We start from the raw sequence: 23,058 nt of genomic DNA on the forward strand, positions 1-23,058 counted from the left end.
CGGGACGACGCCCGCTGTGGGCAGGGAGCGACGAGCATGGGGAACAGATGAGCGACGAGATCGACGCCAAGTACGAGGTGTTCCGGGACCTCCTGGAGACGAAGACGCCCGAGGAGGCTGTGAAGTCGCTGGAGGTTCTGGGGCTTCGCGACGACGTGATCCAGCGGATCAGGGACCGCCACGAGCAGCGGGTGATCGAGATCCGCGAGATGGACGAGCCCCGGGTCGTTTACAAGGACAACCGAGTCACCTGGTACACGGGTCCACGAGCCGGGGACAGGTGTTGGCCGGCGATCGTCGACAGGCTCCGGGACGCGGGATGGAACGACTCGGCTGTCGAATCGCTCGACGCGGCGTCGACCAAGGTGGTGTCGCTCCTCAGCCACCCGAAGGAGCGTGAGTTCTCGACACGCGGATTGGTCGTCGGGTACGTCCAGTCCGGCAAGACCACGAACTTCACTGCCGTGATGGCCAAGGCTGCCGATCGCGGCTACAAGCTGTTCATCGTGCTCGCGGGCATCCACAACGGGCTGCGACGGCAGACCCAGGCCCGCCTGGTGCAACAGCTCATCGAGCCGAACCCCACCCGGTGGGCGCAGCTGACGGACCTCGACCGAGATTTCGTACCGACAGCGAACGCGGCGTCCTTCTTCGGGAAGAGCAACCGCACCCACGTCCTGTGTGTGATCAAGAAGAACGCGACGGTCCTGCGAAAGTTCGCCGCGTGGTTGCGGTCGGCATCCGACTACCTGGGCGACTGCCCTGCGCTGGTGATCGACGACGAGGCCGATCAGGCGACGGTGGCTTCCAGGACGATCAATCCGCTGATCCACGACATCATGGGAGTGCTTCCGAAGTCCGCCTACGTCGGTTACACGGCGACGCCGTTCGCCAACCTCCTGATCGACCCGAGTTCGGGTGACCTCTATCCGAGCGACTTCGTCGTCAATCTGCCCAAGCCCACCGGGCACTTCGGGACCGAGGTGATCTTCGGGCGCTACGCCTTGGACGGGGAGGACCCGGAGGACGTCGACGACGGCCACGACATGATTCGCACGGTGCCGACGTCCGACATCGAGCTCGTCCGTCCGAAGCGGCGCGACGACGTCGACACCTTCGAACCGTCGGTGACCGAGACACTGGGGACTGCGGTCAAGTACTTCTGGCTCAGCACGGCAGCGCGTCGGGTCCGAGGCACTGGGGTGACGCACAGCACGATGCTGATCCACACGAGCGTGAACACCGTCGTTCACAATCGTTTCCGCGCACCGCTCGAGAGACTACGCCGTGACCTGCGCGCCGATCTGCACAACTCAGGGGTTCAGCAGGAGCTCCGGAACTTGTGGGACGCAGAGATCGCGAGGGTCCCGGCATCCGAGTTCGGGGAGCGGACGGTGTCCTTCGACCAACTGCTCGTCGAGCTGCCCGGAGTGATCGACGACTGCCGGATCATCATGGACAACTCCAGCAGCGAAGATCGACTCGACTACGAGTCCGGGCCGGTCGTCGCGATCGCTGTCGGAGGCAACACCCTGTCCAGGGGTCTGACCCTCGAGGGACTGTCCGTCAGTTACTTCGTTCGGGCGGTCTCCGCGTACGACACGCTCCTGCAGATGGGGCGCTGGTTCGGCTATCGGGACGGATACGCGGATCTGCCTCGGATCTGGATGACGGAGGAGCTGCAGGACTGGTTCCGGCACCTGTCGACCGTCGAGACCGAGATGCGCCGCGACATCGATCTGTACATGACCGAGGACAAGGACCCCTTGACCTTCGCGGTGAGGTTGCGGACGCACCCCTCGCTGCGAGTAACGGCAGCCGCGAAGATGAAGGACGCCGTCAAGGCCTGGTCGGCGTACGGCGGGCAACGTGTGCAGACCAGGTACTTCCGCCGGGACAAGCCCTGGCTCGAGGTCAACCAGGACGCGGCACGAGATCTGGTTGCGCGGGCCAAGGCTTCGGGGCGGCACGAAGCGGATGCCGAGCACGGCCGGCACATCTTCCGAGACGTGCCGTCCGAGCACGTTCTCGAGTTCCTTCGGGAGTATCAGTTCCACGAGAAGTCGCAGGAATGCGACTCGGACCTGCTGATCCGATACATCGAACGGCGGAGCAAAGAGGTCGGGTCGCTGACCACCTGGAACGTGGCGCTCGTGGGAAATCCCGTCGACTCCGAGCTCGGGACCTTCGAATTCGCCCCCGGAATCCAGGTCGGACGTATTGTCCGTGCACGCCTCGGAACAAAGGACGACATCCGCGACGAGCAGGGCTACGACAGTGTTGCCGACATCAAGACGCTGATGAGCCGGCGAGATGCAGCAGTGGATCTGTCCGTCGGCAACAAAGGCAAACTCGACGAGAAACAGATCAAGGAGGCGCGGCAGGACGAACTGCCGGACACCGGTCTGATCGTTCTCTACCCGATCGACAAGGTCTCGGAGCCCGCGGCCGACCGAAAGCACCGTGTTGCCCTCGACGCCGAGATCGACGTCATCGGCGTCGGTCTGGTCTTCCCCCAACCAAAGGTCGACAGTCCGATCGAGTGGGACTACGTCTCCGCCGACCTGTCCAACATCGACATCGAGGAAGAGGACTTCACGGCGTTGGAGTCGGAGGAATCGGCGTGACGGCCGGCCTGCGTGAGATCGTGCAACAACATTGGCAGGCACTCGAGCGCGACGGTCACGCGAGTGGACGGCTTCGTGTCTCGGACCTCCCGGTCGAGACCGGTGACGGACCGGTCGTCGCGGCTGTCGACGGCGCCGGACATCGGCACATCCTGCTCCCGATTCGGCCCGAGCGCAGAGTTCGAGGTGGACTCGACGGTCCGGCGCTGATCCTGAAGAAAGTGGTACTCGAGGACGAGACCTCACTCCGTACCTTCGCCGACCTGTCTTGCGCGCGGCCCGACCTCAACGACGTCTTCACCGGACTCAGTGCAGACGTGTTGCTCCATGTGGAGGCACAGCCCGGGAGTGCCCTCAAGGCACTGTACGGACAGATCGATCGATGGCGTGCGCTGTTCCGGTCGAAGGGCAATCTGCTCGGTATCGAGCAGCAGGCAGGCTTGTTCGGCGAGCTGACCTTCCTCGGGAGGTTGCTAGAACAGGATCCTGGTGCGCATGTCCTCTGGAAGGGGCCGTCGGGCCACCGGCACGACTTCGCCTCTGCCCAGCACGCTGTCGAGATCAAGTCCTCGCTGGCCACCGAGGGCCGTCGCATTCGAGTCCACGGGCTCGACCAACTGGAGGCTCCGCCCGGTGGTCTGCATCTGTACTGGATGCGCTTGGAAGCCGGCGCCAGTGGCAGGAATCTGAACGACCTCGCAGCGCGCGTGGTGGAGGCCTGTGACGACGAGAACGCCATCCGCTCGTTGTTGTCGGCAGGCGGCTACCAGTTCCTGGACGCGCCCCACTACGAGAACTCCCGCTTCAGCGTGGTCGAGGAGCGGTGCTACGCGGTCGAGAAGGGCTTTCCTCGGCTGGTGGCGAGTGAGTTGACGAAGGCCGGCGTACCGATCACCGTGACCGACGTCGCTTACACGGTCGATCTGTCGTCGGAGCCGCCACAGCCTGTTGACGTAGAAGCTGCGACGCAGCAGATCGTCTCGCTTGTTCGGGAGGGATCCGGTGCAAGCTGAATGGTTGTCGCAGACATTCCCTCCTGAAGGGGCGAGCGCAGCGGAGGGGATCCGCAACCAGCTCGGCCGACCCGAGCTCGACCTTTTGACGATCCTCGTTCGGGAAGCCGCCCAGAATTCCTGGGACGCGCGGCGCAGCGATGCGAAGGTGGTCGACTTCCGACTGTCGATCGGATCGGTCAGCGCGGCGAACTCCTCGGCCTGGAGGGATCTGCTGCTGCGTAATGCTCCCATCGACGCTCATTTGCCGTTACGTCGGATTCTGCAGAAATCGGACATCCGCACGCTCACGGTCTCCGACCGGGGAACTACCGGCCTCGGTGGTCCGACCCGGGCGGACACGCTGCAGGGCCGCAACCACGACTTCGTCGCCTTCGTACGAAACATCGGCGAACCGAGGGACAAGGAACTCGGTGGCGGAACCTACGGCTTCGGGAAGGGCATCTTCTACCTCCTGTCGAGCGCGGGAACGGTGCTGCTACACACCCGCTGTGACGACGGCACCGGCCGCTTGCAGACGCGGCTGATCGGGTGTGGCCTGTGGAAGAGCTACGTCGGTGCCGACGGCACGGGTGAGCGGCGGTACACCGGTCGCCACTGGTGGGGCGACGTGAGCAGCGGAATTGTGGAGCCGCTGGTGGACGAGGCCGCGACCGAGATGGCCCGCAGGCTCGGGTTGGAGCTGTTCGAGGAGGACGAAACCGGTACGGACGTCGTCATCATCGATCCGGAGCTCGATGATCGGGACACGGCCGAAGCCGCGCACTACCTCGCCGAGACTGTTGCCTGGCAGCTGTGGCCGAAGATGCTCAGGCGAAGCAACGGGCACCGGCCCATGCGATTCGCCGTGCGCCACAACGGGCGTGACGTCGCAGTACCGGACCCGGAGACGACGCGGCCGCTCGACCTGTTCGTGGGTGCCTATCGGCAGCTGGACGGTGAAAGTGGTCGAGAGCTCGAATGCCGGAGCCCGAAGAAACTGCTGGGCAGGCTCGGCCTGGTCAAGACGGTGGCACCCGCACTGACACCAACGCCGGCGGGGTTGACGGCCGGAGTCGAGACCCTCGTACACCACGTGTGCCTGATGAGGCCGGCCGAGTTGGTCGTGACCTATCACCCCGGTCCGAAACCGCCCAGTGAACTTCTCGCCTATGCGGGTGTCTTTCGTGCGGACGCGGCGATGGACGAGGTCTACGCGCGCGCCGAGCCACCGACGCACGACAGCTGGAATCCGCAGTCCTTGCAGTCGCCGCAGAACACCTTCGTTCGGACGACATTTGTCCGTATCAAGGAGGCTTTGGAAGGTCTGCTCGAGCTGGGGGGAACGGCCCGTGGTGGCTCGGCCGCACTGGCTCTGGGGGCTGCGAGCAGTCACTTCGCGTCCTTGGTAGCCGGCGCCGAGGGACTGGGAGGAGCGACCGACTTCAGGTCCGCGCGCGGTCGAGAGGGCTCCGACGCCAAGGGCAAGGCAGGCCGACACCGACGGGGTGGTCCGCGACTGACGCGGAGTTCGTCGATCGAGTACCTCGACGATCCCCGCGTCGAGCAGCTCGACGGCGAAACGGTGGTCGTCCAGGACTTCCGTCTGCCGCTGGACGGTGATCACGACATCAGTGCCGATGTGGCCGTCCTGGCCGGGGCCGGTGCCCGGGAAACGGATCCGCCGGTGGGAGCCGAACAGCCTTTCGTCGTCGGATGGAGGTCCGACGACGGTCGTTTCGTGTGGGACCGGTCGGCTCGGCTCGCGGGCGGGGACGGGGCGATCTGGAGCGTGCTGGTGCGACCGGCCCACGACACGATGACCGAGGTAGTGATCACGAGCCGGTCGGACGTGGAGCCATGACCAGGCGGGCGATGCCCTACCGGCTGCCGGCCGGCGACACGGTGAACGTCGGGGACTGGGTCCTTGCCCTGGGCGACGAACTGGTTCCGTTGCCCGACAGGCTTCCGGATTGGGACTACCAGACGAACCTGACTATTCGTCGCGACGTCGAGATCGACACGAAGTCGCTGCGCGTCGGTGCGGGCCTGTCGCCCGACGTACCGCTCGCGCTCGCGGTTGTCTGGACCGCGAGCGGTTCCGGTCTCAAGGCGGCCGGGTACCGTACCGCGCTCTCGGGCCCGGATCGGGACGTCTGTCGGGTCGAGGTCCGGATCCCCGGAACGGAGGTCGGCGGTCGGCTGACCCTCGAGACGGTCGTCGTCCTGGACGCCCGCAACGTCGAGCCGACGCCCGCCACGCCACGTCGGGCCGGGTCCGTGCTCTGGCGCGACAGTCACGAGGTTCAGCTGCAGGGCGATGCTCCGCAGTTCCCGATCTCCGTGATCGACTTCGGGAAGACGTCGTTCCCGAACGATGCCGCATGGCACGTTCAGATCTCCACCAACCTGATGTCGGCGACCATGGGCGGGATGATCCTGCTCGTGAACGAGCGGAACGTCTCGACGGTGCGCGCGTTCCAGAACGCGGCGCGGCCGCGCACGGTGGACCGGGCGATCCTGTCGGCGGTGTACTACGACGTCGCTCGGACGATGGTCGAGCACGGGTTGCGATCCGATGAACTCGTCGACGGAGACACGCCGTACCCCGAAGGGACGCTCGGGGCGACGATCGTCTCGCTGCTGGAGCGCTTCTTCCCAGGGGTCTCACGCGAGGACCTGAAGTTGCGGATGGAACACTCCCCGACCCATTTCGCCTCGGGGTTGCGCGCGGCGGTCAAGCTGTTCGAGGAGGTCGAATGAGTCTTCTGTACCCACGGCTGCTCATGGAGCAGGCGAAGCCGATCCACGAGCGGTTCAGGACGGTCGCCATTCGCGATCTCGGTCAACGGTCGGGGACGTCGCACGAGTCCGCCATCTATGCCGCCACGGGTGGCGACCGGGTGTCCGCCGATCAACTCGCCGAACTCCGCGACGGGATCTGCCAACTGGCCGCACAGCACAGATTTCCCGGCGAGTCGTCGCGCGACGCGCGCAGGGATTTCGATCTCCAGTTGGCCAGATACCTGCACGGCAGCATGAAGATCATCCCGGCCGAGGCGGCGTCAGGTGATGTCTGGGCGTTTCTCGCTCTGGTGCTGGTGCCCGACGTCGCCTACTGGCGGTATCCCCAGCCTCCGGGCGATCGCGTCCTCGGGACGGACATCACCCGACACGTTCTCGGCAGGTTGTGGTGGCGCGCCCAGTTGGTCTACTCGCCGGACGAGGCCGATCCCTACCGAGCGCTCGACGTCCTCGGCGAGGCGGCGTTCGACCAGATCTATGCCCGCCGCAAGGCACTGGGTGGCAGTCCCCTGCTCGTCAAGGCGATCTTGCGCGCATGGTCGACTCTGGAGCTGGACGGGATCGAGGAACGAGCGGTACTGCGGGACTTCCTGCAGCGCCTGCTGCGTCTCAGTCCGTTCGTCGTGTTCGAGGCATTGCCTCCCGAAGTGCTCGACCAGGAACTGTACGCAGTCGCGCAGGAGTCGGTCGAGGCGTTTCAGGAGTCTCGACATGTTCCAGCAACGGAGATCTCGACGCACGGGTGACACGCCCTGAGGTACCTGTTGTGGTGCCGATCTTCGATATGTTCGGGATTGCCGGGGCGTTCGAGAAGTTCCGAATCGGACAGCGACAATCCGGCGGAGACAGCGAAGTCCGGGTGGGGCCGGCCCAGAGCGAGGAACGACGTTGGTGAAATCAGAGCTGACGCTGGAGTTCGATCCACTGACCATCGAACACCTGGGCTACAAGATGTACTCCCATTTGCCCAACGCTCTCGCCGAGTTGATTGCCAATGCCTACGACGCGGACGCGACACGGGTCGAGGTGATCCTGCGCAACGACGACGCCGGCGGCGGGTCCGTCACCGTCCGGGACGACGGTCACGGGATGAACCTGGACGACCTTCGGGAGAAGTACCTGCGTATCGGCCGCAATCGCCGTGTCGAAGGCGAGGAACTGTCCGAGTCCGGCCGTCGTGTTGTGGCCGGCAAGAAGGGTCTGGGGAAGCTGGCGTTGTTCGGCATCGGCGAGACGATCGAGCTGACAACGAAACGGCGTGGGACGCTGGAGAATCTCCGTGTCGCAATGAGTTGGAGCGAGATCAAGAATGCAACGGGCTCCGAATATCATCCCGAGCTGACCCAGAGCGAGGCAGACCCCGCGTCACACGGTACGACTGTCGAGTTGCGCGACCTGCGACGTCGGAGTCCCGTGAAGGCCAGAGAGTTGGCGAACAGTCTCGGCCGTCTGTTCGGCTACCTCGACGACGATTTCCAACTCGACGTTGTCGACGCCGATGCCGGAACCAGTCGTCCGATCAACCGTGACACCCGCCTGGACGGGCTCGACCAGGATGTCGAATGGAGAATCCCTGACGATCTTCCGGACAGCCTGCGAGGTGACCTGCCGAACGCCGGCATCGCCGGTCGCATCGTCGCGGCGGCGAAGCCGGTCGGCCCGGAGCACCGCGGAATCGCGTTGTACGCACACGGGCGGCTTGCGAACGAGCCGGAGTTCTTCGGGGTTTCCGAGTCCAGCTACGCGTTCTCCTATCTGACCGGCTATCTCGACGTCGACTACATCGATGACGGTGCGGCCGACGTCATCTCGACCGACCGGCGCTCGATCAGCTGGGACGGCGACACGACAGCCAGGCTGAACGCATTCCTTCAACAGCTTGTGCAATGGGTGTCCCGGGAGCGAAGAGCTGCTCGACGGGATGCCAACAAGGCACGACTCAGAAGGGACCACGGGGTCGACGTCAACGAGTGGGTCGGCTCGATCAGGAGCAGCGAGCGGACCGCGGTCGAAGAGGCAGCCTCGATCCTGGTGTCACCGGATTCGGCGCTGGCCGATGCAGACCGCACGTCTCTTCTGAAGAGCCTGCGAACAATCGCTCCCGACTATGCGGACCTGCATTGGCGGCACCTGCACCCTGCCATCCAGGAAGTCTCGCTGACGTACTACGAGTCCGGTCATTTTCATGCGGCGTTGTCGGAAGCGCTCAAGCGCTTCATCAACGACGTCAAACGAGTGGCGGAAGCGACCGGCACCATGGGTCGGGACATCATGCAGCAGGCCTTCAACGTCAAGGACGGCCCGCGAATCGACGTTGCGCGCCCGTATGTGGACGCGGGCTTCGACAAGGAGACCCTGAAGAACTTCCGCGAAGGTCATCTGCAGTTGTCGGTCGGGGCAGTCGTCGCCTTCCGAAATCCTTACGCGCACGAGGAGGAGCGGCGGTTGGTGGAGGCCGAAGCGATGTCCTATCAGGACTGTCTCGACGGACTGAGCCTTCTCTCCCACCTCTACCGTCACTTCGAGCGTGCGGTCGAGACCGCTTCGTCCGGCGTTGCCACGTCTTCCGGGACCTGACGCGCACCTGCCTCCGCCGAGCAGCATGTTCGATCGCACCGACAGTCGGGTGCGGGCGTGTTTCGGTGCGCTACTTGCTCTGGGAAGGGCCTCGGGACGGGGGCTGGTGGCGGGTGGTTCGACGCTCGGTAGTTGCCTTGGGGGTGGTCGTTGTCGGGGGTGGGAGTCCTTCCAGGGCTTTGAGGGCTTGGGTTAGGTCCGGGGGAAGGGGCAGGCGGGGTGGGGCGATTGGGCGGTCGGCTTCTTTGCCGGGGCCGACGGCCGGGCGGACGGTTGGGAGGTGGTCGAGTTCGTCGAGGGCGACGCCTCGGGTGCGGCCGAGGCGGATGGCGGTCTGGGTGAAGATCTCGCTGTCCTTGCGGGGTGCGAACGCGATCACCTGCCGGACCGGAAGGTGGGATTCGGACGGCCCCTCGAATTCGCGGTAGGTGAGTCGGTGCGATGGCCCCATCGGTCGGCCGCGACGGTTGAATTCCTGAACGACCGGGATCTTGATCTCGGCGCAGTCGCGGAGATCGGAATGGTTGTCGGAGCGACCGAGGCGTTCGCCGGCGAACTCGTCCTCGCGGCCTTCGCGCAGGGCGCTGAGGCCGCGGCGCACGGCTTCGAACTGCTGGGCGGCCGGTCCGTTGGGATCGGTCTTGGCGCGAGCTTGTAGGTCGCGCAGTTCCGCGAGCAGGTCCGGATCGATGATCAGGTGGTACTTCGCGGTCATCGGGGCGCGGGAGGTTCGTTGTCGCTGTCGAGGTTCCAGCCGAACTCCTCGGCCAGATCGTCGGCTGCGACGTAGTCCTCAGGGCGGTTCTTCGCCAGCCGTTCTCGGGTCACCTCACGAGCCTCGGTGGCCTGTTCGGCGTCTGCGGCCAGTTCTTCGAGCAGCTCCCAGCGGTCGAACGGTACGACGACCGCTTCAGGCTGACCGTTGTCTCCGAAGATCAGTGGCTCGGTCTGGCCCGCGCGGAACCGCTGCAGCATGCGGGGCAGGTTGTGGGCAGCGGTCGCGGTGTCGATCACGTTGACCAGGTCACCGTTGGGCCGGTCTTGCGGCGTCTCCGTCGACATCTGAACTCCTCTGGGCTGACTTGCCCACAGCCTAAGGGAACGGCACGGGCCCGGAGCGCGTGCGCTCCGGGCCCCAATGGAGTGGTCAGCGGAAGAAGGTGCGGAGGTCGGCTGTCAGTTCTTCGGGGCGTTCGAGGGAGGCGAAGTGGCCGCCCTTGTCGAAGGTGGACCAGTGGGTGATGTTGGGGTTGTCTCGGTCGGCGAGGGGGCGGATGGTCTTGAAGTCGTCGGCGAAGACGGCTACGCCGGTGGGGGCGTTGTTGAGCTGGGGCTCGGCGCCGGAGTTGGCTTCCTCGTAGTGGTAGCGGCCGGCGGCGGCTGAGGTGTTGGTGAACCAGTAGAGCGAGACCTCGGTGAGGATCTGGTCCGGTGTGACAAGGCTGGTGCCGTTGCCGAAGTTGTTGAAGAGCTCGTTCCAGGCGAGCTGCCCGACCGGGGAGTCGGAGATGCCGACGGCAACGGTCTGCGGGCGGGTCGAGTTGATCGCGTTGTACCCGCCGACCGACTGGAACCACTTCAGGTGCTCCAGCGCCGCGTAGTCGTCCGGCGTGAACTTCTCGAACTCCGACGGGTCGCCCGACGGGAACGAGAACAGCTGCAGGACGTGCAGACCGAGGAAGCCGGGCGGGTTGAGCACGCCGAGCTCGCGGGCGATCATCGCGCCGGCGTCCGAGCCGTGGACGCCGTACGAGTCGTACCCGAGCCGGCGCATCAGCGTGTCGAAGGTCCGGGCCACCCGCGCCATCGTCCAGCCGCGCTCGACGAGCGGGGTGCTGAAGCCGAAGCCGGGGATCGACGGTACGACGACGGAGAACGCGTCCTCGGCCGATCCGCCGTACGCGACCGGGTCGGTGAGCGGGCCGATCATGTCGAGGAAGTCGACGAACGACCCCGGGTACGTGTGGGCCAGCAGCAGCGGCGTCGCGCCTTCGACCTTGGACGGCACGTGGATGAAGTGGACCGTCTGCCCGTCGATCTCGGTCAGGTAGTGCGGGAACTCGTTCATCCGGGCCTCCTGCGCCCGCCAGTCGAACTCGTTCTGCCAGCGGTCGACCATCTCGCGGAGGTAGTGGTTCGGCGTGCCGAGGTCCCAGTCGTCGCCCGGGGCGGCCTCGGGGAGCCGGGTCCGCGCGAGGCGGCTCTGCAGGTCGTCCAGGTCGGCCTGGTCGATCTTGACGGTGAAGGACCGGATGCTCTCGTTCTTGTTCATGGCTCTACCGTAGAATCCGTATAGGAACATTAGATTCCTAATCAGGAGATTGTTTTGCTGGAAACTTCGACGCGTTTGCTAGCGCTGCTAGCGCTGTTGCAGACCCGGCCGGCGTGGACCGGCTCCGAGCTGGCTGAGCGGCTCGAGGTGACCACGCGGACGGTGCGGAACGACATCGACCGGCTCCGCGAGCTCGGGTACCCGGTGGACGCCACGCGCGGGCCGGCCGGGCACTACCAGCTCGGGATCGGGGCGAAGCTCCCGCCGTTGCTGCTCGACGATGAGGAGGCGGTGGCGGTCGCGGTCGGTCTGCGTACGGGCGCGGGCGTCACCGGCATGGCGGAGAGCAGCGTGCGCGCGCTGACCAAGCTCCAGCAGGTCCTCCCGCATCGGCTGCAGCGGCAGGTCAACGCGATCAACCGGGCGATGGAGAAAGGCCCCGACAACACGCGCTCGAACGTCGACGCTCCCGAGATCGATCCTGGCGTACTGGCGACGATCGCGGCGTGTATTCGCGACGAGCATTACCTCCGGTTCGAGTACGCCGTACCGGAGGGGGACTCGATGTACAAGGCCGGGTCCGGTGTGGGGCGGGAGCTGCCGCTGCTGGTCGAGCCGTACCGGTTGGTGAGCTGGCATGGGTACTGGCATCTCGTGGCGCGCGACGAGCAGGGGGAATGGCACTCGTACCGGGTCGACTGGATGTCGTTGCGGATGGCAACGGGAAGGCGGTACCAGCCGCGGCCGATGGCGGACGAGGCGTACACCGATTTCGTGCTGCGGGATGTGGCGTCGACCGGGTGGAAGGTGCATGCGCGGATCACGGTGTACGCGCCGGCGCAGGATGTCCTGTCGCGGATCCATGCTGCCGTGGGCATGGTCGAGTCGGTCGACGACAACACCAGCGTGCTCGTCACCGGCGCCGATTCGCTGGAGACGATCGCGGTCTACATCGGCATGCTCGGCCTCGACTTCCACGTCGACGGCCCGCCTGCCCTCGTCGCCCATCTGGAGACGGTCGGCAAGCGGTACCTGAAGGCGATCGAGGCGTCGAACGACAGGAGGTAGTCGCCGTATCCGCGGCACGGTGGCCGGGCCGAGCGGGCGGCGCAGGCGGGCCGTACCTCCTGTCGTTCGGTCCCGGCGGACGTGGGTCACTCATCAACTGGGCTCGGGTACCCGGGAGCAGGCGTACGGGGTTGGCCCGATGTCCGGGGCGACGGGGTTGGTGAGTGGCGGGAGGCCGGAGCGATCAGCCGCCTGACCTACGTGTGGCCTCACTTCGATGGGCTTGGGGAGGATTTTCCGCCTGAACCGGGACGAGATCCTCCCCAGATCAGCTGTGTGGTGAGAGCGGCGGCGGGTGGTGCGGGGGCGGGGTGGAGCGGGACGGCCGCGGAGGGGTGGTGCGGAGGGGTGGTGCGGAGGGGTGGTGCGGAGGGGTGGTGCGGAGGGGTGGTGCGGAGGGGATGCGGCTATTGGTTGTCCTTGGGGGTGCCGAGGCCGGCGTTGCGGGCTTGGATTATGGCGGTGGGGCGGTCTGTGGTGCCTAGTTTGGTGAAGATGGTGGAGACGTTGTTGGCGATGGTTTTGGGGGACAGGTCCAGGCGGGCGGCGATCGCGGGGTTGGAGAGGCCGGCGGCGAGGAGGTCGAGGATTTGGCGTTCGCGGGTGGTGAGTTCCGGGAACGGGTCGGTGGGCGGTGGGGCGGCGAAGAAGGTGAGTATGCGGCGGGCTACGCCGGGGCCGAAGATGGCTTCGCCGGCGGCGACGGCGCGGATGGCGCGGGCGATCTCCTCCTGTTCGGCGCCCTTGACGAGGTAGCCGCGGGCGCCGGCTCGCATGGCGGCGAAGACCGAGTCGTCGTCCTCGAACATGGTGAGGACGAGGACGGCCACGTCGGGTGCGGAGCGGGCCAGCTCGCGGGTGGCGGCGAAGCCGTCGAGGTCGGGCATCTGGAGGTCGAGTACGGCGACGTCGGGGCGGGTCGTGACAACCTCACGGATCGCGTCGCGGCCGGTTGCGGCGACGCCGACGACCTCGATGCCGGGGAGTGAACTCAGCAAAGCTGCCAGTCCGGCCCGGACTACAGGGTGGTCGTCGGCCAGCACAACCCGAATCATCGCGACTCCAAGGACGGATCAGCCGGCTGGCCCGCGGTGGAACGCGTGGAGCCGGCGTGGGGTGTTGGGGCATCAACAGGCGAGTTGGCGGCGTGCGCGGCAGGCGCGGGACGGGTGGCCGCGGCTCCACGCCGTGCCCTGGGCGGCAGGGTGGTGGGCGACTGAGCGCTGGATTCGGCTGGGTGGGAGGAGTTGGTTGTGTGGGGCGGAGGTGCAGTGAGGGGGAAGGCGGCGTGGACTCGGCCGCCGGTGGGGGTTGGGCCGGCTTGGAAGGTGCCGCCGAGCTCGGCAGCTCGTTCTTGCATGGCTTGGAGGCCGACGCCGGGGCGCCAGCTTCCGGTGGGTGGGCCGTCGTCGGCTATTTCGATCTCCAGTTCGTTGCCGTAGCGCAGGGTCAGTACGGCGGACGTTGCCCGCGCGTGCCGTACGACGTTCGTCAGCGCCTCCGTCGCGATTCGGTAGGCGGCGACCTCCAACGCAGCCGGCAGCCCTGCGTCCGGCGACGAGGGAAGTCCTTCGGCCATGACCTCGATTCGGATGGGGGAACCGTCGGCGCGGATGGTCACTCGGGCGGCGCGTTGCTGTAGGGCTCCGAGGAGGCCGAGTTCGTCGAGGGCCGGTGGGCGTAGGTCGTCCACCAGGCGGCGAATGTCGGCGATCGCGGAGCGGGTGTCGGCGCGTAACCCCGCGAGCAGATCCACGGCCCGCGCGGGATCGGAGGCCAGCAGGTTCGCTGCAGCGTCTGCTGAGAACGCGACGCCGGTGAGTGTCGGGCCCAGGCCGTCGTGCAGGTCCCGGCGCAACCGTCGGCGTTCCTCCTCGCGCGCGGACACAAGCTTCTCCCGTGACGACTGCAGCTCCGCCGACAACCGCGTCGCGTGCACTGCGACCGCCAGCGGTACGGCGACCAGCGCGAGCACGTCCCGATCCGCCGACGACAACCCCGACTCTCCGGACCGCAGGCCCACCTCGAGTGTCCCGACCACTTCACCGCCGTAGGACAACGGCAGCTGTACGACGGCACCCGAAGCCACGCCGTCCGCGATGACGCGGCGATCAGCCGCCGCTGTGCCGGTGGGGAGGCGTCCGGCCGGCGTGGTGGGGCGATAGCTGGTCGCCGGATCCGCGAGGAGGTGGTTGGCGGCGGGGATGGCTAGGGCCACGTACGGCAGCCGTAGGGCGGAACGTGTCGCTGCGACGACGCCGGGTAGACCGGCCGACAACTGCTCGCCGACGCGGGACGCCACGCGGGCCGGGTCGTGGCGGTCGCCGTACAGGGCGCGGTCGACCAAAGCCTGGAGGCGGGGGAGGACCGGAGCGATGATCAGGGCGACGAAAACCGTGACCGCGGCCGATCGGCCGACCTGGGATGCGATCAGCGAGTCGAGCAAAGCGGCCAGAGCGGCATAGATGCCGACAGCAACCAGTGACAGCAATGCCCAGGTCAGGGCACGTGACGCGACGAGGCGGATGTCTAGCAGCTGGTACCGGACGATCGCGACCGCCACCGAGATCGGGATCAGCGGGATCGCCAGTAGGACAAGGATCGGCGTGCCGGCGACGAAGGCCCATGGGATGACGAACAGCAGCGCGATGACCGAGGCCAGCAGCAGCCACAGCAGTTGCCGGCGGCCTGCTTCGTCGGCGCGCCGGTAGCGGATCGCGAGGCAGATCAGTGCGAGCAGGATCGCGATGACGTTGCGGAGCTCGGTCGCGGTCCAGAGCGGCTGCAGGGAGTCGTAGTTCGGCAGCGTCAGGTAGCCGGTCGGCAGGCCGGACGAGATCGGCTCGCCGCTTCCGGCCATCTCCAGGGCGAAAAGCGGTGCGGTGACGACGATCGCGAGAGCGGCCCAGCGCCAGCGGGGCGACAGCAATCGGCCGTCGGGGAACAGCAACAGCGCGAGCGGCAGGAACAGGCCGATCGACCACGGCCAGGCCGCCAGCGCGACCGTGACGAGCATCCGCTGCGCAAGGTCGCTGTGGACGACGTACGCGAGGGTCTCCGCGAACGGCGTGGTGGCGTGCCCGATCCCGTCGGCGAGGAACAGCCAGCCGATCGGGTTGGCCGGTCGATGCCAGGCGATGACCGCGCCGCACAGGCCGAACGTGAGGCCCATCAGACCGTTCGTCACGACGAAGGTGTCGACCAGTTCACGCCAGCCCCACCCGAGTGAGACGCCGTACGCGACGGCGAAGACCACCTCGACGACGACCAGCGCGGCCACGGCGGCGGCGAGGCCTCGGCGGTTCGCCCGGACCGCGGCGAACCGGGTGGTGTTCCCGGAGGTGGTCATACCGGGATTGTGCGCCCGGAAGGTTCCCGGCGTCTCGGGAACGCGATCCCGGATCCCGCGGGCAACTGCCCGCCGCGCTGGGAACCCGTCCCCAGGCGCGCATCCACGGACCGGCGCGACCGTGGTGACCAACAACCGGGACACAGAACAACCGAAAAACAGGGGGTAAAGAGATGTACCGATTCGGGCTAGCACTGCTCGGTCTTCTAGCACTGCTCGACCTGGCGACACCGCTGCTCACCGACGGGGATCACCCGCCGATGAGCATCGCGGTCGGTGCCGCGGTCGTCGGGCTGATCAGCCTTGTGCTGGTCGGGTTCGCCTGGCGGGGGAGGCGGTGGGCGCTGGCGCCGCTGGTCACGTTGCGGCTCGCCTCGGCGCTGCTCGCCGTACCGGCGTTCTTCGCGTCCGGCGTACCAACGGCCGCGGTCGTCGCGGCCGGATTCGGCGTCGGCGCAACGATCATCGGCGTGATCGCCGTACTGCTGCCGAACCGCGAGCTGGCAGGTGCGCGATGACACAGACAATCAGCCGTACGACGACCGCCGACATCCGCCCGCTCTGGCGATGGGCCGCCGCACTGATCCTGCCGATCGGGCCGGCCGCGGTCGCGTTGCTCCGATTCCTGCTGCCGTACGACACAGCGGATGACGTCTCGACGATCACCAGCAAGATCGTCGGCCACCTGGATCGCAGCTCGACAGTGCTCTGGCTGGCCTACATCGCGATCGTGACGCTGGTGCCTGGCGTGTACTTCGTCAGCCGGCTCACCCGTCGGGGCGCGCCCTGGCTGACCGGGATCGCGGTGTTCCTGATGGTCCCCGGCTATCTGTCACTGCCGTGGCTGGCGTCCAGCGACGCGTTCACCTGGTCCGCGGGTACGGCGGGCGTCGGCCAGGCGGCCATCGCGAGGATCGCCGACGTCACCCACGGCTCGGTCGACGTGGCGGGCATCGCGTTCGTGGTCGGGCACGTACTCGGCACCATCCTGCTCGGCATCGCGATGTGGCGCTCCGGCGTCGGCGGCCGCTGGGCAGCGGTGGCCGTGGCGGTGTCGCAGCCGCTGCATCTGATCTCGGTCATCATCAGCAGTCACCCGCTGGACCTGGTCGGCTGGGGACTGCAGGCACTGGGGTTCGCCGCGGTGGGGTGGGCGATCCTGCGGATGCCGAACGACGAGTGGCAGCCGCTGCCGTGACACGATCCGTGGCCCGTCCGGCGCTACGCTCGGATCGGAGGGGGAGGTCCGCATGACCGAAGCACCGGACGGGCCCGGGTTCGTCACCCAGCGCGGCAGTTTCCGAGCCGCGCACGTGGCTGAGCAGAACGTCGAGCGGCAGGCGTTCATCCTGGACGAGATGGCCGGGCGGCCCGCCGTACGCACGCTGAAGTCCTGGGCCCTCGACCAGCTCGAGCCGGCGGTAGGTGAGACGGCGGTCGACGTCGGCTCGGGGACCGGCGAGGACGTGATCGCGCTCGCCGCTTCCGGCGCTCACGCGATCGGTGTCGAGCCCAGCCCGGGGCTGCGAGCCGAGGCCGCACGACGAGCCGAGGCCGCACGACGAGCCGAGGCCGTACGACGAGCCGAGTCCGTACGACGGGCCGCGGACGTCGAGTACGTCGATGGCCAGGCCGAGGCGCTGCCCTTCGACGACGAGTCGGTGGACGTACTGCGCTGCGAGCGCGTCCTGCAGCACGTCGACGACCCGGCGGCCGTGGTGAAGGAGATGGCGCGCGTACTGCGTCCCGGCGGGCGGATCGCGCTCATCGACACCGACTGGGGCACGGCGCTCGTCCACCCGGCCGATCCCGGCGTCCTGCAGCGGATGGTCGACTACTTCATCCGCGAGAGCGCCAATCCGTACTCGGGCCGTCAACTCCGCGGTCTGCTCGCCGGCGCCGGCCTGGAGATCACCGGCGAGACGGCCGCGACGATGATCGAACCGCAGGAGGGCGCTCGGCAGAGCTTCGTCGGCATGATGCATCTGACCTCGCTGCAGGCCGGTGTCATCACCGAGGCCGAAGCCGAGGAGTTCGCCCGGACGCTCGGCGAGGCCGCGGATCGCGGCGCGTTCCACCTGTCGCTGACGATGTACGCCGTCAGCGCCGTCAAACCCCGTGCTGCCGTCAAACCCCGTGCCGCCGTCAAACCCCGTGCTGCCGGAGGAAGCTGACCGTCCGCGCCATCGACGTCGGCCAGGCGGGTCCGAACGCGTGTTCCTCGCCCGGATACGTGTACAGCGTCGCGTCCTTCCCGGCCGCTTTCAGTGCGGTCAGGGTCGTGCGCGACCAGGCGATGGGACACGTCGAGTCGGACTCGCCGTGGTGGATCAGCACCGGCTCCGTGACACGGTCGAAGAAGTTCACCGCCGACACGTTGCGCCAGAACACCGGGTTGCGCGCCGGTTCGCCGTACGTGCGCAGGATCTCGGCCGCGATCGGACGCTCGGCCCGGATCCAGCGGTCGAAGTTGTCCGCGGCCTTCGAGCTCACCGGCGCGAACACGACGGCGGCCTTGACCAGACCGGGCTGGGCGACGAGTGCGTTGTAGGTGACGCCGCCGCCCATCGAGCGGCCGAGCAGCGCGATCCGCGCCGGGTCGACGTACTGCGAGGTGCGCAGCGCGAGGACTGCGTTGACGACGTCCTCGGTGTAACCGAGCCGCAGGCCGAGCTCGGCGTTCGGGTCCTTCGAGGACTGCGCGTGGTTGCGGTAGTCGGTGTGCAGCACGACGTACCCGCGGCGCGCGAGGTAGTCCTGCTCGCGCATCAGGCCGCGGCCGTTCGTGTAGACGGCCGGGTCGATGTAGCCGTGGTTCAGGACGAGCGCCGGGTGCGGGCCCGGTGTGGACGGGACGTTCATGATCCCCGAGATCGTCAACGTCCCGCTGCGGTAGGTGACGTAGTACCGCGTGTACGCCGGGTTGCGGGCGAGGACGCGGCCGAGCCGGAGGTTGCCGCCGTTGTACTTCTTCGTCATCAACGCCTGCAGCGACACGGGATTCGCGACGGCCGACGGCGGCACAGTCGAAGGCGCCACGGTGGAAGGCGCCACGGTGGAAGGCGGCGCGGGCGAGGGTGTGCCGGTCGGCCGCGGTGCGGCGCTCGGGGGCGACGACGGGCTTGAGCCGGCGCTGGGCGTGGGGCCGGCGGGCGTCGTGTCGTCGCTGCAGCCGACCGCGACCGCGGTGACGAACGCGACGACCCCGGCAAACGCCACCCGCCCGCTCATACCGCCAAGTCTGCCGTCACCTCCGGCGAAGTCCGCGAAAGTTCCGGCAACGATTGGCGGCGCGGCCACTGCACGATCGCGACCGACGCCAGCACCAGGGCGCCGCCGAACCACTGCACAGGGCTCAGTTGCTCGCCGAACACGAGCGCCGCCGCGACCACCGTCACGACCGGCTCGAAGATCGACAGGATCGACGCCACGGACGGACCGACCCGGGCCATCCCGGCGAAGAAGAACAGGATCGCCGCGACGGTGCTGACCAGCGCGACCGCGGCCAGCCACAGCCAGCCGATCGGGGCGAAGGTCAGGTCGGTGCCGCGGAACAGCCCCAGGACCAGGAACGTGCCGAACGCTCCGGTGCACACCAGCGCCGTCAGCGCGAGCGGCGGTACGTCGGCGGTCAGCGAGTCGCCGACCAGGATGTAGCACGTGTAGACGATCGGCGCGCCCAACGCCAGCAGTACGCCGAGCAGGTCGAACCGGCCGGTCATCGCCCCGCTGAGCACCAAACCGATGCCGGCCAGCGCGACGGCCAGCGCTCCGATCCGCCGCCGCGAGGCGCGTTCGCGGCGCAGGGCGATCGCTCCGACCATCACCAGGACCGGGTACAGGTACAGCAGCAGCGCGACCAGCGACGCGTCGATCCGGGCCAGCGCGGAGAAGTACAGGCCGGACTGGGCCGCGTACCCGAAAACGCCCATGCCGAGGCCGGTGAGAACCGCCCGGCGCGGCAGACTGCGCAGCGCGCCGCGGGCGAGCGCGACGGCGACCAGCAGTACGCCGGCCAGGCCGAAACGGACGAGCAGCAAGGCGTCGACAGACACGCCCGCGTCGTACGCGAGCTTGCCGAACACGGCCATGACCCCGAAGGTGGCGGCGGAAAGAAGGCAGAAGAGGCGTCCCACGCCATCGATGGTCAGGGCCGCGGACTGTTCACGTCCATCACGGCTTCTCGGACAGCATCGTGAAGCTAAGCTGAACGAATGATGGATCTGCACCGACTGCGGCTACTGCGTGAGGTCCACGGCCGCGGCACCGTGCACGGCGCGGCCCGAGCGCTCGGCTACTCGCCCAGCGCGATCTCCCAGCAGCTGGCCGTCCTGGAGCGTGAGGCCGGTACGCCGTTGCTCGAGCGGATCGGCCGCAACGTGCGCCTGACCGCGGCGGGCGAGGTGCTGGTCCGGCACGCGACGTCCCTGCTCGAAGGCGTCGAGGCAGCCGAGGCCGAGTTGGCCGCGGTGGCCGCGGGCCGGGTCGCGGGGGTGGTCCGGATCGCGTCGTTCCAGTCCGCGTTCATCCGCGTCGTCGCGCCGGCGATCCGCGGCCTGGCGGCCTCGCATCCCGACATCCGTGTCGAGGCCGCCGAGCTCGAGGTGGAGCAGGCCGCGCCCGCTCTCCGCCTGCAGCAGCTGGACGTCATGGTCGGCGACGAGTACGACGGCCAGCCGCGCGCCGTACACACCGACCTGCATCGCGAGCACCTGCTCCGCGAGCACATCCGCCTCGTCCTGCCCGAGGACCATCCGCTCGCCGCCGCGGAGCGCGTCCCGATCGAGCAGCTGGCGGACCTGCCGTGGGCCGCGTGTCAGCCGGGCACCGGTCATCGCGAGATGCACGTCCGCGTCTGCCGCGAGCTCGGCGGGTTCGAGCCCGACATCCGCTACAGCTCCGACGACTTCCTGATCCTGCTCGAACTCGTCCGGACGACGGGCGCGGGCGCGCTGCTGCCGGACCTCGTCATCGGCGCCGGCGCGCCGGGTGTCGCCGTACGGCGGCCGGCCGAGGCAGACGTCGGACGGGCGGTCTTCCTGCTGACCCGCCGTACCCGGACTCCCGCGGTCGCCGCGGTGGCCGACGCGCTGGCGGCCGCGGCCACCGATCAGACCAGGTCGTGACGGAGCAGGACGGTCCGGTCGTCGAAGGACCGCGTCTCGGCCAGCCGGAGCGTACGCCGGCCGGTTGCCTGGTGCACCGGCTTGCCGCCGCCGAGCACCACCGGGTGCACCACCACGTGGTACTCGTCGACCAGGCCGAGCTCGGCGAGCGCCGCCGCCGCGTCAGAGCCCCCGGTCAGCAGGATGTCCTTGCCCGGCTCGGCCTTGATCGCCGCGATCTCCTCGGCGGAGCGAACGATCCGGGCGCCCCACTCGGCGTTTTCGAGCGTCGTCGACAGCACGGCCTTCGCCGTCCGGCGCCACACCGGCGCGAACTCGATCGCGTGCTGGTCCGGGTTCATCGCCTCGGCGTTCGGCCAGTAGGCCGACATCATCTGCCAGACCGGCCGCCCGTACAGGAACAGGTCGGCGCGCTCGGTCAGGCTCATCGAGTACGCGCCGAGCTCCGGCCCGAGCCGCGCCCAGTCGAACTCGCCGTTCGGTCCCTCGACGAACCCGTCGAGCGACTGGTGCACGTAGTACATGAGCTTGCGCATGATGTCCTCCGGTTGATGGCTGCTGGTGCCTCCTGGTCGGAGCCGTCCGGGCGGCTTTGACATCGGTTATTGACGAATGCGGTCCGGCTTGGGAGGGTCGGTGGGGATGGGCGGGTCTGGGGGATGGCCGGCTGCCCGTCGGGGGTTCGGACGCTCTCTGGGGGAAGTCTCGCGCTGCGCTCGACGGCGACGACCGGTCTGCGCGGTGTGCGTGTGGGATTCGGTACGCGCGCGCCGATCTGCGGCAGACAGCAGTGGTTCGGGGAGCGAACATGATCGAGGAACTGAGAGAACGCACGCGCGGACAGGTCTTCACGCCGGGGGACGAGGGGTACGACGCGGCGCGCCGGGTCAACAATTGGATGCACGACAAGCACCCGCGGGCGGTCGTGCGCTGCGAGAACGCCGGTGACGTGATGGCGGCGATCGACTACGCACGGAGCAACCAGCTCGAGATCGCGGTCCGCGGCGGCGGGCACAGCGTGCCGGGGTTCGGCACGGTCGAGGACGGCGTCGTCATCGATCTGAGCGGGCTGCGCAACGTCCGGGTGGATCCGGTGACCCGGACCGCACGGGCCGGCGGCGGCGCGACGTGGGGCGACTTCAACGCCGCCACGCACGCCTTCGGGCTGGCCACCACCGGCGGGATCATCTCGACCACCGGCGTCGGCGGGCTGACGCTGGGCGGCGGGATCGGGTACCTCGCCCGCGGTCTCGGGCTGTCCTGCGACAACCTGGTCTCCGCGGACGTGGTGACCGCGGACGGGAAGTTCCTGATCGCCAGCGAGAAGGAGAACGAGGACCTGTTCTGGGCGCTGCGCGGCGGTGGCGGCAACTTCGGTGTCGTGACGGCGCTGGAGTTCCGGCTGGCGCCGGTCTCGATGATCTACGGCGGCCCGATGTTCTTCGAGCTGTCCGACGCGGCCGCCGTACTGACCGGGTTCCGGGAGCTGATCAAGGACGCGCCCGAGCAGCTCGGCGGGTTCCCGGCGTTCCAGATCGCGCCGCCGCTGCCGTTCATCCCGGAGAACCGGCACGGTGAGCCGTTCGTGGCGATCGTCGGCTGCTGGGCCGGCGACCTGGACGAGGGCGAGACGCAGATCTCGAAGTTCCGCGAGTTCGCGCCGGTGATGGCCGAGCACGTCGGCCCGATGCCGTACCCGGCGTTGAACAGCGCCTTCGACGCGCTGGTGCCGCCCGGTCTGCAGCACTACTGGAAGGCGAACTTCGTCACCGAGCTGACCGACGAGGCGATCCAGGCGCACCTGCGGCACGCACCCGGCCTGCCCGCGGTGAACTCGACCGTGCACATCTACCCGATCGACGGCGCCTGCCACCGGGTCACCCCGGACGGGACCGCGTTCGCCTACCGGGACGCGAACTTCGCGACCGTGATCGCCGGCATGTGGCCCGACCCGGCGAAGAACGAGGCCGGCGTCGAGTGGGTGCGCTCGTACTACGACGACGTCGCGCCGCACTCCGAGTCCGGCGGGTACATCAACTTCATGGCCGACGACGACCAGGGCCGGATCCGGGAGAACTACCGGCAGAACTACGACCGGCTGGTCGACGTCAAGCGCAAGTACGACCCCGAGAACGTGTTCCACCTCAACCATCGAGCCGCTGCATGGTCAGCACCCGGCGGGTGGAGCGCTCCGGATAGAGCCGCGGTACGACGAGGTCTTTGCTGGCAGCAACGGATCGGC

The 23,058-nt window shown here is 68.1% G+C and carries 20 protein-coding genes; 12 read left to right on the forward strand and 8 right to left on the reverse strand.

Annotated elements, in window-relative coordinates; genetic code table 11:
• The first annotated feature begins 47 nt into the window (after window positions 1-47).
• The 6 genes from ABZW60_RS40620 to ABZW60_RS40645 all read left to right on the forward strand — a co-directional run bounded on the left by ABZW60_RS40620 (window position 48) and on the right by ABZW60_RS40645 (window position 9,001).
• Window positions 48-2,627, forward strand: a complete 2,580-nt coding sequence (locus tag ABZW60_RS40620) for a Z1 domain-containing protein (RefSeq protein WP_355486008.1) — start codon at window positions 48-50, stop codon at window positions 2,625-2,627.
• Window positions 2,624-3,640, forward strand: a complete 1,017-nt coding sequence (locus ABZW60_RS40625) for a PD-(D/E)XK motif protein (RefSeq protein ID WP_355486009.1) — start codon at window positions 2,624-2,626, stop codon at window positions 3,638-3,640. Before ABZW60_RS40620 ends, ABZW60_RS40625 begins: the two co-directional genes overlap by 4 nt.
• 4 nt (window positions 3,641-3,644) lie before the next feature.
• On the forward strand, window positions 3,645-5,483 hold the full coding sequence (locus tag ABZW60_RS40630; protein ID WP_355486010.1) for a hypothetical protein: 1,839 nt from the start codon (window positions 3,645-3,647) through the stop codon (window positions 5,481-5,483).
• Window positions 5,480-6,382, forward strand: a complete 903-nt coding sequence (locus ABZW60_RS40635; RefSeq protein WP_355486011.1) for a hypothetical protein — start codon at window positions 5,480-5,482, stop codon at window positions 6,380-6,382. Before ABZW60_RS40630 ends, ABZW60_RS40635 begins: the two co-directional genes overlap by 4 nt.
• Window positions 6,379-7,170 carry a DUF6339 family protein gene (locus tag ABZW60_RS40640; RefSeq protein ID WP_355486012.1) on the forward strand — a complete coding sequence of 264 codons (792 nt, stop codon included), beginning with the start codon at window positions 6,379-6,381 and terminating at the stop codon, window positions 7,168-7,170. Before ABZW60_RS40635 ends, ABZW60_RS40640 begins: the two co-directional genes overlap by 4 nt.
• Before the next feature lie 145 nt (window positions 7,171-7,315).
• Window positions 7,316-9,001 (forward strand): TIGR02391 family protein, encoded by a 1,686-nt coding sequence (locus ABZW60_RS40645; protein WP_355486013.1) that lies wholly within the window; start codon window positions 7,316-7,318, stop codon window positions 8,999-9,001.
• Between the two features lie 70 nt (window positions 9,002-9,071).
• On the opposite strand, the gene ABZW60_RS40650 is transcribed toward ABZW60_RS40645, so the two are convergent.
• From ABZW60_RS40650 to ABZW60_RS40660, 3 genes are all read right to left on the reverse strand, one after another.
• Window positions 9,072-9,716 (reverse strand): hypothetical protein, encoded by a 645-nt coding sequence (locus ABZW60_RS40650; RefSeq protein ID WP_355486014.1) that lies wholly within the window; start codon window positions 9,714-9,716, stop codon window positions 9,072-9,074.
• A complete protein-coding gene (locus tag ABZW60_RS40655; RefSeq protein WP_355486015.1) occupies window positions 9,713-10,063 on the reverse strand; it encodes a hypothetical protein in 351 nt (116 codons plus the stop codon). Before ABZW60_RS40655 ends, ABZW60_RS40650 begins: the two co-directional genes overlap by 4 nt.
• 85 nt (window positions 10,064-10,148) lie before the next feature.
• Window positions 10,149-11,273, reverse strand: coding sequence for an epoxide hydrolase family protein (locus ABZW60_RS40660; RefSeq protein ID WP_355486016.1), 1,125 nt, complete (start codon window positions 11,271-11,273; stop codon window positions 10,149-10,151).
• A gap of 54 nt (window positions 11,274-11,327) precedes the next feature.
• Between ABZW60_RS40660 and ABZW60_RS40665 the strand changes: the two genes are divergently transcribed.
• The gene (locus tag ABZW60_RS40665; RefSeq protein WP_355486017.1) at window positions 11,328-12,341 is read left to right on the forward strand and encodes a WYL domain-containing protein; all 1,014 of its coding nucleotides are present in this window, start codon (window positions 11,328-11,330) and stop codon (window positions 12,339-12,341) included.
• A 407-nt stretch (window positions 12,342-12,748) separates the two neighbouring features.
• On the opposite strand, the gene ABZW60_RS40670 is transcribed toward ABZW60_RS40665, so the two are convergent.
• The gene (locus ABZW60_RS40670; RefSeq protein ID WP_355486018.1) at window positions 12,749-13,396 is read right to left on the reverse strand and encodes a response regulator transcription factor; all 648 of its coding nucleotides are present in this window, start codon (window positions 13,394-13,396) and stop codon (window positions 12,749-12,751) included.
• On the reverse strand, window positions 13,393-15,690 hold the full coding sequence (locus ABZW60_RS40675; RefSeq protein WP_355486019.1) for a histidine kinase: 2,298 nt from the start codon (window positions 15,688-15,690) through the stop codon (window positions 13,393-13,395). The genes ABZW60_RS40670 and ABZW60_RS40675 overlap by 4 nt, the downstream gene beginning before the upstream one ends.
• 173 nt (window positions 15,691-15,863) lie before the next feature.
• On the opposite strand from ABZW60_RS40675, the gene ABZW60_RS40680 reads away from it, so the two are divergent.
• From ABZW60_RS40680 to ABZW60_RS40690, 3 genes are read left to right on the forward strand one after another with little or no spacing between them, the layout of a single operon-like run.
• Window positions 15,864-16,208: a hypothetical protein gene (locus ABZW60_RS40680; RefSeq protein WP_355486020.1), complete on the forward strand. Its 345-nt coding sequence runs from the start codon at window positions 15,864-15,866 to the stop codon at window positions 16,206-16,208.
• A complete protein-coding gene (locus ABZW60_RS40685; RefSeq protein WP_355486021.1) occupies window positions 16,205-16,888 on the forward strand; it encodes a hypothetical protein in 684 nt (227 codons plus the stop codon). The genes ABZW60_RS40680 and ABZW60_RS40685 overlap by 4 nt, the downstream gene beginning before the upstream one ends.
• A 52-nt stretch (window positions 16,889-16,940) precedes the next feature.
• Complete coding sequence (locus ABZW60_RS40690; protein ID WP_355486022.1) at window positions 16,941-17,864, forward strand: methyltransferase domain-containing protein; 924 nt, start codon at window positions 16,941-16,943, stop codon at window positions 17,862-17,864.
• On the opposite strand, the gene ABZW60_RS40695 is transcribed toward ABZW60_RS40690, so the two are convergent.
• Window positions 17,836-18,921 carry an alpha/beta fold hydrolase gene (locus tag ABZW60_RS40695; protein WP_355486023.1) on the reverse strand — a complete coding sequence of 362 codons (1,086 nt, stop codon included), beginning with the start codon at window positions 18,919-18,921 and terminating at the stop codon, window positions 17,836-17,838. The two genes, ABZW60_RS40690 and ABZW60_RS40695, sit on opposite strands and share 29 nt — an antisense overlap.
• Entirely contained in the window at window positions 18,918-19,826 is a 909-nt protein-coding gene (locus tag ABZW60_RS40700; RefSeq protein ID WP_355486024.1) for a DMT family transporter, read from the reverse strand. Before ABZW60_RS40700 ends, ABZW60_RS40695 begins: the two co-directional genes overlap by 4 nt.
• Before the next feature lie 78 nt (window positions 19,827-19,904).
• On the opposite strand from ABZW60_RS40700, the gene ABZW60_RS40705 reads away from it, so the two are divergent.
• On the forward strand, window positions 19,905-20,816 hold the full coding sequence (locus ABZW60_RS40705; protein ID WP_355486025.1) for a LysR family transcriptional regulator: 912 nt from the start codon (window positions 19,905-19,907) through the stop codon (window positions 20,814-20,816).
• Here ABZW60_RS40705 and ABZW60_RS40710 read toward each other — a convergent pair.
• Complete coding sequence (locus tag ABZW60_RS40710) at window positions 20,801-21,352, reverse strand: dihydrofolate reductase family protein (RefSeq protein ID WP_355486026.1); 552 nt, start codon at window positions 21,350-21,352, stop codon at window positions 20,801-20,803. The genes ABZW60_RS40705 and ABZW60_RS40710 overlap by 16 nt on opposite strands.
• 272 nt (window positions 21,353-21,624) lie before the next feature.
• Between ABZW60_RS40710 and ABZW60_RS40715 the strand changes: the two genes are divergently transcribed.
• On the forward strand, window positions 21,625-23,058 hold a 1,434-nt coding region (locus tag ABZW60_RS40715), incomplete at its 3' end, for an FAD-binding oxidoreductase (RefSeq protein WP_355486027.1).

The sequence above is a fragment of the Kribbella sp. NPDC003557 genome, from assembly GCF_040610805.1.
Taxonomy (GTDB): domain Bacteria; phylum Actinomycetota; class Actinomycetes; order Propionibacteriales; family Kribbellaceae; genus Kribbella.

Bases quoted from the DNA above. Each gene is read 5' to 3' on its own strand.
- ABZW60_RS40655 (WP_355486015.1), bottom strand. From the start codon at position 10,063: ATGTCGACGGAGACGCCGCAAGACCGGCCCAACGGTGACCTGGTCAAC.
- ABZW60_RS40670 (WP_355486018.1), bottom strand. From the start codon at position 13,396: ATGATTCGGGTTGTGCTGGCCGACGACCACCCTGTAGTCCGGGCCGGA.
- ABZW60_RS40660 (WP_355486016.1), bottom strand. From the start codon at position 11,273: ATGAACAAGAACGAGAGCATCCGGTCCTTCACCGTCAAGATCGACCAG.
- ABZW60_RS40710 (WP_355486026.1), bottom strand. From the start codon at position 21,352: ATGCGCAAGCTCATGTACTACGTGCACCAGTCGCTCGACGGGTTCGTC.
- ABZW60_RS40635 (WP_355486011.1), top strand. From the start codon at position 5,480: ATGACCAGGCGGGCGATGCCCTACCGGCTGCCGGCCGGCGACACGGTG.
- ABZW60_RS40695 (WP_355486023.1), bottom strand. From the start codon at position 18,921: ATGAGCGGGCGGGTGGCGTTTGCCGGGGTCGTCGCGTTCGTCACCGCG.
- ABZW60_RS40620 (WP_355486008.1), top strand. From the start codon at position 48: ATGAGCGACGAGATCGACGCCAAGTACGAGGTGTTCCGGGACCTCCTG.
- ABZW60_RS40680 (WP_355486020.1), top strand. From the start codon at position 15,864: ATGTACCGATTCGGGCTAGCACTGCTCGGTCTTCTAGCACTGCTCGAC.
- ABZW60_RS40705 (WP_355486025.1), top strand. From the start codon at position 19,905: ATGATGGATCTGCACCGACTGCGGCTACTGCGTGAGGTCCACGGCCGC.
- ABZW60_RS40650 (WP_355486014.1), bottom strand. From the start codon at position 9,716: ATGACCGCGAAGTACCACCTGATCATCGATCCGGACCTGCTCGCGGAA.
- ABZW60_RS40685 (WP_355486021.1), top strand. From the start codon at position 16,205: ATGACACAGACAATCAGCCGTACGACGACCGCCGACATCCGCCCGCTC.
- ABZW60_RS40640 (WP_355486012.1), top strand. From the start codon at position 6,379: ATGAGTCTTCTGTACCCACGGCTGCTCATGGAGCAGGCGAAGCCGATC.
- ABZW60_RS40690 (WP_355486022.1), top strand. From the start codon at position 16,941: ATGACCGAAGCACCGGACGGGCCCGGGTTCGTCACCCAGCGCGGCAGT.
- ABZW60_RS40675 (WP_355486019.1), bottom strand. From the start codon at position 15,690: ATGACCACCTCCGGGAACACCACCCGGTTCGCCGCGGTCCGGGCGAAC.